This is a genomic window from Lichenifustis flavocetrariae, from assembly GCF_026130545.1.
GTDB classification, from domain to species: domain Bacteria; phylum Pseudomonadota; class Alphaproteobacteria; order Rhizobiales; family Beijerinckiaceae; genus Lichenihabitans; species Lichenihabitans flavocetrariae.
Map to the genome: position 1 here is coordinate 1 of NZ_JAMOIM010000076.1, position 12,176 is coordinate 12,176.

Annotated in this window: 13 protein-coding genes and 3 pseudogenes; 10 read left to right on the top strand and 6 right to left on the bottom strand. The window is 63.6% G+C overall.

Features of this window, described 5'->3' with window-relative positions:
* Positions 1 to 423 (top strand): annotated as a pseudogene (locus tag M8523_RS34295) (molybdopterin dinucleotide binding domain-containing protein); the annotation flags it as partial.
* 77 nt (positions 424 to 500) lie between these two features.
* Here the strand turns inward: M8523_RS34295 and M8523_RS34300 are convergent.
* Entirely contained in the window at positions 501 to 1,403 is a 903-nt protein-coding gene (locus M8523_RS34300) for a glycosyltransferase family 25 protein (protein WP_282589305.1), read from the bottom strand.
* A gap of 318 nt (positions 1,404 to 1,721) precedes the next feature.
* Here M8523_RS34300 and M8523_RS34305 point away from each other — a divergent pair, with 318 nt between their 5' ends.
* The 4 genes from M8523_RS34305 (at position 1,722) to M8523_RS34320 (ending at position 4,411) form a co-directional block, all read left to right on the top strand.
* Entirely contained in the window at positions 1,722 to 2,507 is a 786-nt protein-coding gene (locus tag M8523_RS34305; protein ID WP_282589306.1) for a glycosyltransferase family 2 protein, read from the top strand.
* A 334-nt stretch (positions 2,508 to 2,841) separates the two neighbouring features.
* The gene (locus M8523_RS34310) at positions 2,842 to 3,699 is read left to right on the top strand and encodes an ISL3 family transposase (protein WP_282589307.1); all 858 of its coding nucleotides are present in this window, start codon (positions 2,842 to 2,844) and stop codon (positions 3,697 to 3,699) included.
* Positions 3,668 to 3,889 carry a helix-turn-helix domain-containing protein gene (locus M8523_RS34315; RefSeq protein WP_282589308.1) on the top strand — a complete coding sequence of 74 codons (222 nt, stop codon included), beginning with the start codon at positions 3,668 to 3,670 and terminating at the stop codon, positions 3,887 to 3,889. The genes M8523_RS34310 and M8523_RS34315 overlap by 32 nt, the downstream gene beginning before the upstream one ends.
* Before the next feature lie 189 nt (positions 3,890 to 4,078).
* The gene (locus tag M8523_RS34320) at positions 4,079 to 4,411 is read left to right on the top strand and encodes a hypothetical protein (RefSeq protein WP_282589309.1); all 333 of its coding nucleotides are present in this window, start codon (positions 4,079 to 4,081) and stop codon (positions 4,409 to 4,411) included.
* A gap of 232 nt (positions 4,412 to 4,643) precedes the next feature.
* Here the strand turns inward: M8523_RS34320 and M8523_RS34325 are convergent, their stop codons facing one another.
* From M8523_RS34325 to M8523_RS34340, 4 genes are read right to left on the bottom strand one after another with little or no spacing between them, the layout of a single operon-like run.
* Entirely contained in the window at positions 4,644 to 5,339 is a 696-nt protein-coding gene (locus M8523_RS34325; protein ID WP_282589310.1) for a VIT1/CCC1 transporter family protein, read from the bottom strand.
* Positions 5,340 to 5,349: 10 nt separating this feature from the next.
* A complete protein-coding gene (locus M8523_RS34330) occupies positions 5,350 to 5,919 on the bottom strand; it encodes a cytochrome b (RefSeq protein WP_282589311.1) in 570 nt (189 codons plus the stop codon).
* A 14-nt stretch (positions 5,920 to 5,933) separates the two neighbouring features.
* The gene (locus M8523_RS34335; RefSeq protein ID WP_282589312.1) at positions 5,934 to 7,481 is read right to left on the bottom strand and encodes a HAMP domain-containing sensor histidine kinase; all 1,548 of its coding nucleotides are present in this window, start codon (positions 7,479 to 7,481) and stop codon (positions 5,934 to 5,936) included.
* Positions 7,468 to 8,145 (bottom strand): response regulator transcription factor, encoded by a 678-nt coding sequence (locus M8523_RS34340; RefSeq protein WP_282589313.1) that lies wholly within the window; start codon positions 8,143 to 8,145, stop codon positions 7,468 to 7,470. Before M8523_RS34340 ends, M8523_RS34335 begins: the two co-directional genes overlap by 14 nt.
* 182 nt (positions 8,146 to 8,327) lie before the next feature.
* Between M8523_RS34340 and M8523_RS34345 the strand changes: the two genes are divergently transcribed.
* From M8523_RS34345 to M8523_RS34365, 5 genes and pseudogenes are all read left to right on the top strand, one after another.
* Positions 8,328 to 9,128: a Dps family protein gene (locus tag M8523_RS34345; RefSeq protein ID WP_282589314.1), complete on the top strand. Its 801-nt coding sequence runs from the start codon at positions 8,328 to 8,330 to the stop codon at positions 9,126 to 9,128.
* 47 nt (positions 9,129 to 9,175) lie between these two features.
* Positions 9,176 to 9,613 (top strand): sulfocyanin-like copper-binding protein, encoded by a 438-nt coding sequence (locus M8523_RS34350; RefSeq protein ID WP_282589315.1) that lies wholly within the window; start codon positions 9,176 to 9,178, stop codon positions 9,611 to 9,613.
* An 11-nt stretch (positions 9,614 to 9,624) separates the two neighbouring features.
* Positions 9,625 to 10,236, top strand: coding sequence for a cytochrome b (locus M8523_RS34355; protein WP_282589316.1), 612 nt, complete (start codon positions 9,625 to 9,627; stop codon positions 10,234 to 10,236).
* Between the two features lie 70 nt (positions 10,237 to 10,306).
* Complete coding sequence (locus M8523_RS34360) at positions 10,307 to 10,480, top strand: hypothetical protein (RefSeq protein ID WP_282589317.1); 174 nt, start codon at positions 10,307 to 10,309, stop codon at positions 10,478 to 10,480.
* Positions 10,452 to 11,003 (top strand): annotated as a pseudogene (locus M8523_RS34365) (catalase); the annotation flags it as partial. The gene M8523_RS34360 and the pseudogene M8523_RS34365, both read left to right, overlap by 29 nt.
* A gap of 152 nt (positions 11,004 to 11,155) precedes the next feature.
* On the opposite strand, the pseudogene M8523_RS34370 reads toward M8523_RS34365, so the two are convergent.
* Positions 11,156 to 11,844 (bottom strand): annotated as a pseudogene (locus tag M8523_RS34370) (IS3 family transposase); the annotation flags it as partial.
* Positions 11,845 to 12,176 lie beyond the last annotated feature (332 nt).

Sequence of the window (12,176 nt, forward strand, 5' to 3'; positions counted from 1 at the left end):
AACACCGAGAGTGGTAAAGCCGAGTTCACGACGCCCGACATGTTGACGGCCGTGAATTTCGACGACGCCGTCGGCCGATACCGGCTGATTGCCATGCACAGCAACGATCAATTCAACACCACGATCTACAGGTTCAGCGATCGCCTGCACGGAATCGAAGGCACGCGATAGGTGCTTCTGATGAACCTTGACGACATCGAACAGGCCGGGCTTCAGCAAGGCCAGATGGTCAGCCTCGTCAGCGATGCGGGCGATGGCGTCCATCGTCAGGTTGGACCCTTGAAGGTGACGCCTTTCCGGCTGCCGAACGGCTGCGTTGGCTCCTACTATCCCGAGGTGAACCCGCTCATCCCCCTGGCGCATCACGATATCCACTCGCAGATGCCGGCCGCGAAGGGCGTCCCCGTGCGGATCGTCGTCTAAAGCTTCAAGCAAGATGGAGAGGATGGGAGACGCGGTGCAATCGACCGGCCGAAGCTCAGTAGCGTCAGCAATGCTCGTCAGGTCGGTTGAAGATAGCAGAATACGGCATAGCAAAATCGCCTGACTTCATTTTTCGTGCGCCACCACAGGGACGTTGCCTTGCCGAACCCTTTGTTCTTGATCCGCGGACGCTCCGGAGTGTCGATGGTCGATCGACGGGATATCGCAGACCGTGTTCCGCTTGCCGGCAAGGGAACGATCACGCGGGTTCGGAGCCCAAGGGCCCAGCCGCGATCGAACGCATGGTCGAAGAGTACCGTCATTGGGCGGAGGCGCTGCAGATAATGTTCCGCCGCGCGTCTATTGATGAGATACGCGGCCGCACCGGGAAGACGCGTCCACGCAACGCCAAGTCGAAAATATGCCTCGATGTGACGAACAGGAAGGGCTCTCAACGTGTTGTTGCCGGTCAACTTGACCATATCCCAGTCTTTCATCGCTGCCTCATCGGTGAGCGCGTCAACAAGCCGGCAGGTCTCTGCTCCCAGGACGACGTCATCTTCCAGAATGACCGCGTAGGCGTGATCCGTGTCGAGGAATATGCGCATCGCCGAAAGGTGACTGAGGTAGCAGGCCGCATCTGTGGTCCGCATCATCATCCCGGAATCGCGCCAGAAACCCGGAGGATCAACGTCAGGATGATCCAGTGTCAGACGATCACCATCCACTGCGCTGACGCGGATAGCTGAAACGCCGAGTTCGACAAGTTGCTGATGCATTCTCTCAAGACGATCGGTTGATCTATCGAGATTGATCATCAACCAGCAGTTCGACATCTTGGCGTACCAAAGTGCAGTGACAATGCTCGCGACGAGAAAAGCTGTCGCTGAGCATGTCAGAGAGGAATCGTTATCGGCTTTATGGATTTTTTCTGTCAGGTTCCCGTCGGTTTTATCGATTGCTGATCGCGGCCACGTCATATGGCAAACGTCGGTTCACTCGCCTTCTACATGCCTGACTGTCGAGCACACCGATGGATCTGCCATCCAAGGCTGACTCCCACTCGCAGCTGAAGATCAGGGAAGAGCAGCCAAGACCGGTCTTCCCAACCCCATCCGGGCCGCAAACTGCTGGTTCCGACAGGCATCTGACAGGAGAAAACGAAAGATGTGGAAGCCAGGCGAGTGCTCGATCGACCCTCATGACGTGAGACCTATCCACGCCCGTCCGCTCACGCGGCGCAAGGAGAAGTCGGCGTTCGCCTGCCTTTTGATCCAGCAGCACAGTGGTGGAACGGCATGGCAAGAGATGGGTTGCGGGTGTCAGTCGTTGTGCCGGTCCGAAATGAAGCGAGCAACATCGAGCCCCTTCTGAAAGAGATCGAACGTGCCTTGTTGCCCATGGGCGAATTTGAGGTCATCTATGTCGATGACGGGTCAGATGATCTCACTTCGGATGAACTCCAGCGATTGAGTTCAGTCTGTCCCTGGCTCAGCTACAGGCGGCATGAATTCTCCACAGGCCAATCGGCGGCGATCCGCACGGGCGTGAAAACCGCTCGGGCTTCGACGATTGTCACAATGGACGGTGATGGTCAGAACGATCCGGCCTTTATTCCCAGCATGGTGGAAATGCTCGAAAGGACTGGTGCCATATGCGGCCTCGTGCAGGCACAAAGGGAAGGTCGCCAGGACACGGGATTTAAGAAGCTACAATCGCGGATCGCCAACAATATTCGACAGTTTATCCTTTCGGATGGCACCCGTGATACAGGCTGTGGGCTAAAGTGCTTTCCACGTTCGGTTTACCTCGATTTGCCCTTCTTTGCAGGATTGCATCGTTTTATGCCCGCGCTGGTCCAGCGGGATGGATATACGGTGAGGTTTACCGAAGTCAGGGATCGGACAAGACTCGCTGGTCTGTCGAAATACGGATTGTTCGACAGACTTGGAGTCGGCATCGTCGATCTGCTCGGCGTGTGGTGGCTCCTCCACCGGTCAAGACGAAGCCCAGTCCGTGTGGACTCGCGGGATCACGTCGATCATCCTCGTCTAGATACACGGATGATGCAGGATTTTGCCTGACGCGACGATGAGCGAGCGTCGAAAGTTACGACCAGGAGCACTTCGGGCCGGGAGCCGGCGCAAATTCTGCCGACTTCCTCCGACGGAGCCGGAATGGCTGCTGCTAACAGGCCTTGGTGCTGCCTGTCCTTATCAAGACGCCAGCGGTCGCAGTCCACCTCAATTATCGCCCTGAGGGCTCTCCATCTGGCTGCCGAAGATATCCGCTCCTTTGAGCTGCCATTCCAGATTGATCGTCAAACGGATGAAAAATTGGGTCTGGCACGTTTTGCGTGCAGGTTGGGATGAGTCCGGAATGGCCCCAGCGGGGTAGACGGTTTGGCCGACGAAGGCGATGTCGTCACGCAGCTCCTATATCTCCATGACACCGAGCGGATTGATCGTGGACCGTCATGACGTCGGGCCAGTCGGGCTGATCGTTCATGCGCATGGCGGTGAGGCGTCAGGTAGGTGTCCCGGTTGCGGATCCCTGTCCGCGTCGGTGCACAGCCGTTATGTGCGGTCGCCGCGGGACGTTCCGGCCTTCGGTCGGGGATTGGTTATCCGTCTCACGGCACGCCGGTTCCGTTGCGCCGTCCCGTCTTGCGATCGGAAGACCTTCGCCGAGCAGTTCGCCCCCGAGATCATCCTGGCTCGATCCCGTCGCACGAGCCGCCTCGATTGTCTTGTCAATTGCATCGGTGTCGTTCTGGGTGGTCGTCCCGGAGAACGTCTGGCGGAGCGCCTGTCCATACCGGTCAGTGCTGATACTCTGCTCCGCACCCCACGGCGCCGTTCGGCACCTACCCCGACATCCGCCAAGATCGTCGTCCTCGATGATTTCGCCTGGCGGCGCGGCCATCGCTATGGAACGATCGTCTGCGATCTCGAACAGCGACGGATCATCGACCTGCTGGCCGATCGTGAGATCGGGACCGTGACGGCCTGGCTCAAACACCATCCGGACATCGAGATTGTCTGCCGCGATCGGGGTGGCGGCACCCGCGAGGCAGCGACGAAAGGTGCTCCCCAGGCTCTTCAGATTGCCGACCGATGGCATCGTCTTGAAAATGCCAGTGCGGCCTTTCTGGACATCATCCGTCGTCACATGCGCCACCTTCGCCGCGCGGTCACGAGCGGCGACATCGACCCGAAGCGCTCAGCGCGGTCGAAAAACGACAGTGGAAAGGCTGGCTCAAACGCTCAAACGTGACAAGGCCAATGAGAAGGTCCGAGCCTTGCACAAGAGCGGCACCGCGTTGAAGGCGATTGCGAGGCACACCGGTCTCTCGCGTCAGACCGTTCGGCGGATTGTGCGTGGCACACGCGACGATGTGTTTCGTTCACGTGAAAGCACGTTCGACCGATGGACCGAGCGGCTCGAGTCCGAATGGGCGAAGTGAGCCAGGGCCCCCGGCCTGCGCAGCAGGCTGGGGTGGCGAGCGGAGGGGGCCGGGTGCCAGAACGGAACGGAGCTGTGGCGGCGCCTTCGCGGCGCGGGGTTCACCGGGAGCCTGCGCGTCGTATCCGAATGGAGAACCCGCAAGCGCCGGAGTGTCCGACTTCCAGGAGACCAGCCTCCTCCGTTGCGGATGCCCTCGGCCCGCACGATTGCGCGCCTGCTGACGACCGAGCGGGCCTGCAAAGGCGACGAAACGGTACGCCTGATGGTGGCGATCGAAACCGCATCGCTGGCCATCTTCAAAGCGCGCAATCTGCTCGACCGCTTTGCCACCGCCCTGATCCCGGCCAAAAAGCCTGACCTGCTCGATCCCTGGCTTAGCGTTGCTGCGCACAGCGAAATGTCCGCCTTCGCCGAAGGCATCGCGGTTGACAAAACTGCCGTGACCGCGGCTGTCATCGAGACGGCGTCCAATGGGCAGACCGAAGGCCAAGTCACCAAATTAAAGCTCGTGAAGCGCTAGATGTACGGGTGCGCCAAGGTCGATCTGCTGCGCGCGCGGTTGGTGGCGACAGCCTGAATCAAACGCAAACTGCGCCAGACCCAAAGTTCGGCGCCGTTTGAAACCCAGGAATCGATAGGAACGTGAGCCCGTAACGTCTCTCTCAGGAGGGCGATCGCTGGCGTGACCTCGGCAATGCGATCAAGAAGCCAGGACCGGTTCCGACCGTCTTGGATCACGCCGACAGGCGCAATCAGACGGACTTCCCGATCAAGGCGCCGATCACGGCTGTGACGCCCATCGCGAAGGCTCCCCAGAATGCCACCCGCGCCGTCGGTTTCAGCATGTCGGCCCCGCCAGCCTTGGCGCCGATCGCGCCGAGCAGCGCCAGGACCACCAACGACGCCCCGAAGACGGACGGCACCAGGGCGGCCCTGGGCGCGACGAGCGCCGCCAGGATCGGAAGGGCGGCGCCTGCCGCGAAGGTCGCGGCCGAGGTCAGGGCCGCCTGGATCGGGTTCGCTGAGATCGCCTCGGAGATGCCCAGCTCGTCGCGCGCATGGGCCCCTAAGGCGTCCTTGGCCATCAACTGCTCGGCGACCCGCCGGGCGAGCACCGGCTCCACGCCGCGACCGACGTAGATCGCGGCAAGCTCTTCAAGCTCTGCGTCGCGATCCGTCTCAAGTTCCCGGCGCTCCCGCCCGAGGTCGGCCCGCTCCGTGTCTGCTTGCGAACTCACCGATACGTACTCCCCGGCCGCCATCGACATCGAGCCGGCAACCAGGCCGGCGATGCCTGTGAGCAGCACTTCGCTCGAAGAGCTTGCCGCCGTCGCCACGCCGACCATGAGGCTGGCGGTCGAAATGATCCCGTCGTTCGCACCGAGGACGGCGGCCCGCAGCCACCCGACGCGGTTGATCAGGTGGTTTTCGGCATGCAGGCGGCTCATGGATGATCCTTCACGGTCTCGTCGACCGCTGTGCTTGGCCCGAGGGCAGTTTCGTCACGGGTACCCCGGGAAGCATGCGCTTCAGCACGGCATCGCGCCAAAGATAGTGATGGACCAGCGCGGCGGCGGCGTGGAACAGGGCGAGGCCGAGCAGGATGTTGGCCGCCAGCCCGTGCCAGTGCGTGATCGGCCGCCGCCAGGCGCGGTCGCCGACCTGCGGCAGGCTGACGAGGTCGAACAGGTTGTAGCCCCGCACGAAGGCGTTCACGATCCCGAGGACGACCACGACGAGCAGAAAGACGTAAAGCAGGTAGTGGGTCAGCTTCGCCAGGGCCTGGAGGGCGCCGCTGTCAGCCGGCGGCAGGCGCCGGCCATCAGACGTGCGCCACATGATGCGCCAAGTCAGGATGGCGGCCAGCACGAACCCAAGGACTACGTGGACCGACCAGACGGCGGCGTTCGCGGGTCCGTGCGGGATCCAGTCCGCCGTTTGGCCAATGATCCAAAGAATCACGACCGACGCAGCGGTCGCCCAGTGAAGGGCGATCGTGGTCGGGTCGTACACCGTGCCTGACGTCATTGCGCCTCGTTCGTTCATGAATTAAGTCCTGCTCGTTTCCCTGAAGTCTTTGAAGCGACAGCCCCGCCAGCCGAAGCTCTGAACATCTGCTGTGGTGAGGACGAAGACCGGAACGCGGAAACGTCCCGTGCCGCGTCGACTGCTTCGATCTTGGAGGCGGTGTCGGAGTGTTCTCCTGCAAGCGATAGCGAGTCCGTCAAGTCCCGGCAGGTAAGTTCAACGCGGCAGCCGGGGTGATGGTCGCCGATCGTGAGGCCGAAGCCATGCAGGGTCGCGATCGCGGCGACAAGCGAAAGGCCGAGTCCGACACCTTCCCGTTGGCGACTGCGCTCCGCTCGATAGAAGCGTTCCAGCACCCGTTTGCGGTCGGCCTCGGCGATGCCGGGCCCGTCGTCGGCGACCGTGACCACGAGGCTTCCGTCCCGCTCGACAAGGGAAAGCAGCACATGCCCGTGCCGCGGCGTGAACTTGATGGCGTTGTCGAGCAGGTTCGCCACGGCCTCGAAGAGCAAGTCTCGATCGCCCATCGCGGTTGCTCCACTCGCCGGCTCCACGTCGACCCGAACGGTGATCTCACGTTCTTCGGCGACCGGATCGTACAGCTCGGCCGCTTCGACGAGGATCTGTCCCAGGTCGACGGGTTGAAAGGCCGCCCGGCGGCGGCCGTGTTCGATCTCGCCGATCCGCAGCACGGCCGTGATGACCGCGAAGGTCTGGTCGAGCCAACCGAGGGCCTCATCGATGGCAGCCGCGAACTCCGCTGGCGTCGTCACCGCGTTCCGCGATCTCTCCAGGCGGGTGCGGGCCCTTGTCAGAGGAGTCCGAAGGTCGTGCGCGATGCTGTCGCCTACGCTGCGGACCTCTTCGAGAAGCCGTTCGATCTCGTCCATCATGGCGTTGATGTCCACCGCCAAGCGATCGAACTCGTCACGTCGCCCCGTGATGGGCAGACGGCCGCTCAATCGGCCCTCACGGATCTCCGAGATGGCGTGGCTGAGGATCGTGACGCGCCCGAGCGCGCGCCGGCCGAGAACCGCGCCACCCAGGAGGGAAAGGGCCACCATGGGGCCGAGCCCAAGGCCGAGCGCCCTGAGGATCACGACGCTGACATGCTCAACCGCATCCGTATCGCTGCCGAGCGCGAGCGTTCGCCCATCCGCCAGTTTCAGCCCTAGCGCCCGAATCCTTTCCGCACGCTGGTCGCCGTCCGGGTCATGCGCTTCTGTCGTGACGGATTGGGGCTGTGTGTCCGGCCAGAGGTCCTTGGGAACCGAGGGCATGTTGCCGGCCTGCGGTACGCCGTCATGCCCGACCAGGATGCCATAGCGTACGTTATGAGCGTCGTCCCGCAGCCAGGTTCTCAGGGCGCCATTGGCTCCCGCCGGATCGTTTGCGATCAGCGTCGCCTCATGGCGAAGCATGGTATCCATCTGCGCCCGCTCGTAGTGGGCCGTCTGCCAGTACACGAAAGCGAACAGGACGATGGACAGGCCGGTGAAGGCGGCCGCGAACGCCATCGCCCAACGAAAGGCGGTGGTTCGGAACAGGTCAAGTCGGGGCATGAAGCGTGTAGCCGATCCCGCGCACCGTCTCGATCAGAGGCGTTTCGCCGGAAGCGTCGAGCTTGCGGCGGAGGCGTCCCATGTGGACGTGGATGAGGTTCGATTGGGGCACGAAGTTGTAGTTCCAGACTTCCTCGAACAGCATCGCCGGCGTCACGACTTGGCCTTCGCGACGCACCATATACTCGAGCAACTTGAACTCGCGTGGCAGGAGGTCGAGCGAACGCTGGCCTCGCGTCGCCTTCGACGTGATCAGGTCGAGTTCGAGCGGTCCGACGCGCAGAAGCGTCTCGCGCGACGCCGCCGGCCGGCGCAGCAGAGCCTCCACGCGGGCAGCCAGTTCGACGAGCGAGAACGGCTTGGTCAAATAATCGTCGCCGCCCGCCCGCAATCCGCGCACCCGCTCGTCCACGTGCCCCATCGCGCTCAGGATCAGCGCCGGGACCTTGTTGTCTTCGCCCCGCAGCGTCTTGAGCACGGTCAAACCGTCGCAGCCCGGCAGCATGCGGTCGATCACGATGACGTCCCAGGCGCCGCCACGCGCCACTTCAAGGCCCTCGATCCCATCGACCGCGACCTCGACGCCGAACCCGCGCCAGCGCAGATCGGAGGCGATCTCCTCGGCGGTGATGTCGTCATCCTCGATGAGCAGCAGCTTGGGCATGGGGATCCGGCAGGGGACGGACTAGCAGCGTAACCCGCGCCGGAGCTCTGGTCCGCACGATTCCGAGCAGCCTGCCTAAATTCGAATTTAGTGGTGCGTGATCGGGACGCCGCTACCTCATGGCTCAGCGGCGTCCAACCCCAGCGACGCCCGCCGATCGCTCTTAAGGCTCATTGATGTACATGACCAAGATTGCCGCGTGCTTTCTGGCCGGCGTCCTGCTTCCGGTTGGACTGGCCGGTGCCGCCACGACATCCGACACGGGACCCTCGAAAGTCTGGCCGATCACGGGCCGGACGCAGATCGCACAAGCTAAGACCTCGCAGGGGTCGGAGCAGGTGAAGACGCTGTCGCCGCAGGCTCCCGTCAGCATGCCCCAGCCGGTCGGCTCCTTCCCGACCAACGCCGTCACCGACCGCCCGTACGTCAGCCCCGAAGGCGGGGTCGAGGGCTACAAGAAGACGGTCGGCGCCCTCCAACGGACCCTGACGGAGTTGCAGCAGCTGCAACTCCAGACCAAGGAGGCCCACTGGAACGTCTCGGGGACGCTGTTCTACTCGCTGCATGAACTGTTGCAGGAGCACTACGAGGGCCTCTCCAAATACGCCGATGAATGCGCCGAGCGCCTCCTCGCCATCGGCTCGTCGTCGGATGGTCGCGCCAGCACGATCGTCAAGACCTCGGCGATTCCCGAGATCCCGGGCGGCTACATCGACGATGCCCAGGTCATCGTCTGGTTCACGAATGCCTACAAAACAGTGGGTGAAGAGATCCGCGCAGGCATCAAAGATTCGCAGGACCCGGACCCGACCACGTCGAACCTGCTCCAGGAAATCGAGCACGGCATCGACAAGTACCAGTGGCAGATGCGCGCCTTCGTGCAGGGGACGCACACCGACCCGAATACTGGCTTCGACATCAACAACAACAAGTCCGTCGACCTGCCCAGCCAGCCGTCCAAGATCGACCCGAACGGCAAGTAATCACCCGCGCGCGTCGCCGTTGGCGCTCGCCCTTTCAGGACATGACTATGACCTTTCAGACCACATCCAAATTCTTGCTGCTGACTGGCCTCCTCACCGCGGCCACCGCGACGGCCGCGTTCGCCGATACCGTCGTGAAGGTGAGGCTCACCGGCGAGAGCCATGAGAAGATGGGCCTTGAAGCCGTGCCCCCGAGCGTCCCGGCCGGCAAGGTGGAGTTCGACGTCATGAACGCCGCCATGAAAACCGGCCATGAAATGATCCTGGTGAAGCTCGCGGCCAAGGGCGAGACACTTCCCCTCGATCCCGCGAAGCACCGGATCGACGAGAAGGCGATCAAATCACTCGGCGAGGTATCCAACCTGAAGGCGGGCGCCAACGGCGTTCTCAGGGCGAGCGTGACGCCCGGTGACTACATGCTGATCTGCAACATCAAGGGCCACTACGAGGCCGGGATGGCGGCGCCGTTCACCGTGACTCCCTGAGCGGCGGAACCATGTCGCTCCGCAAGGCTGACACGGACTTTCTACGCGGTCCAACGCGATCCGATGCCGCGCAGCGTCTCGGCATCACCACGCGTGCCCTGCATTGGGCGACCGCCGCCCTCGTGGCCTGCGGGTTCGGCGCGGCTTGGCTGTTCAACGCCCTGGGTCCAGGACCGAGCGCTGCCAAGCTGGTCGAGGTCCATCGCTCGATCGGGCTCTGTATCCTGCTCGTTACCGTGGCGCGCGCGATCTGGCGTGCCACGCATCCGTTGCCCCACGTGCCGAGCGCCCTCTGGGAGCGGTGGCTCGCCGCGACGGTCCAGGCGATGCTCTATATTGCCCTGCTGGCCATGCCGGTCCTCGGCTGGCTCGGCAGTAACGCCCAGGGCGACACCGTCGCCTTCCTGGGCGTGGTCCAGCTTCCGGACCTTGTCGAGGCAAACCAGGTCCTTGGCGACCGCTTGTTCGTCCTGCACGGTTGGTTAGGCTACGGCATCCTGGCGCTGCTCACCCTGCACATTGCCGGCGCGTTGCGGCATCGCTTCATCAAGAAGGACGGTGTCCTGCAACGCATGACGACGGGCCGCCCCGTTGGGCCGACGAGCGACGCACGTACTAGGTAGAGGCTCGCGTCCACGACGTTCATTGGCAAGGCGTTTGCCCGGCACCGCACCCCTCACATCGGAGAACCCCATGTCTCAACCTGAATTCACCCGACGCAGCATCCTGGCATCTTCAGCCCTGGCCGGCGGTGCGGCCCTTACGGGCGCACCTGCCGCATCGGCGGCAGGCGCCTCGATCTCAGCATCCTCAAGCCCGGAAGCGCCTATCGTCGAGTATCATCCCGGCAGCGAGCCCGGCCAGTAGATTGGGCCTGGTGGGGGAGGTGCACCAGGTCGCGACCGGCGGCGAGCCCGTCCTGACCACGAACCAGGGCGTTCCGGTCGCCGACGACCAGAACTCGCTGAAGCTCGGGTCGCGCGGCCCCGTGCTGCTCGAAGACTTCATCCTGATCGAGAAGATCAACCACTTCGACCATGAGCGCATCCCGGAGCGCGTGGTGCATGCGCGCGGCGTGGCCGCGCACGGCTATTTCTAGCTGACCGAAAGCCTCGCCCAGTATTCCAAGGCCGACATCTTCCAGCGTGTCGGCGAGCGGACCCCGCTGTTCACCCGTTTTTCGACGGTGGCCGGCAACAAGGGCTCGACCGATATGGCGCGCGACGTGCGCGGCTTCGCGGTCAAGTTCTATACCAAGCAGGGCAACTGGGACCTCGTCGGCAACAACATGCCGGTGTTCTTCATCCAGGACGCGATCAAGTTCCCCGACCTCATCCACGCCGTGAAGGAAGAGCCCGACCGTGGCTTCCCGCAGGCGCAGAGCGCCCACCGCTGCTGGCCTTCAAGGAGACCTACAACACGACCTGGCTGATCGGCCGACTTGGGCACCGCACGCCCGCCGCCGTCCGAAACGACCAGCTTTCACCCGCGGCAATCGCCGCATAGGATCAACATCGGTGTCTCACTATCCGGGGCCGGTACATGATGACGCGGTCCTCGCGGTGATCCAACGCGCGAGGGTGCCAACAGGCCGTGCTCGCGCATCAGCCGCAGCACGCGGTGACGCGATGTGCGCAGCCCGGCGAAGCGGAGGCGGGCCCAAATTTTGCGGTGCCCCTCGCGATGAAACGGACTAGCGTCGAGCACGCCCCGGATCCGCTCCAGCAGGCCCGTATCCGGCATCGGACCCACTGGCCCGGAACGCCGGCGTGGCCCCGGATCGACAGGAACGCGCCGCCGATAGACCGTCGCGTGTGCCACCTTCCAGACCCGACACACCAAGGCCACGCCATAGGGTTTGCCGCTCGAGGGCGAGGTCGAAACCTTCATGACCTCGACCTCCGTCGGGCCAAAGGGCGGAGCTGGGCAGGGCCCACGCCAAGCGTAGCTTGGTGGGGTGCACAGCGGAGGGGGCCATCCTCCAACACTGCGATCTTGGCCTCCAGCAACTCGGTCTTCAGCAGCATGTCGCCGAGCTTGGCCTTCAGCCGCTCGCTGGTCAGCTCTTCCCCGTCTTTTTGCCGCGTCAGGCTCGCCTCGCCAGCGGCCAGGAAGGCGTCACGCCAGCCGCTCAGCGTTGCCGCCGTGACGCCAAGCCCGCGCGATACAGTCTCAAGGTCCTCGCCCCGCAGAAGCTGCAGCACCGCGGCTGTCTTGCGCTGACGCGACATCCGCCCACCCCGGCCCGGCGCCGCTCCGCCAGACTTTGGCGGTCGCTCCGCGACGCCGGCCCGCTCCGCCCCACCTGGTCCTTCGCTCATCATGCACCTCATTTGGCGGAGATCGTCCGCTAGCAAGGTGTCTCAGGCAACCCTGGGACGGAGGAAGCCCGACCGCCACGAGCAGCGTGCCTCCAGCGCGAACGAAGCGACTCGCGTGGTTCAGCGTGATCGCCAGAACGATGGCGATGCCGAGATACTGCGCAATCACACGTCGACCCTCACCTATGCCTCGCCGTCCGATTTGTCGCTCTGCTCTGTCCTGCGGGCCGGAAAGTACCGGT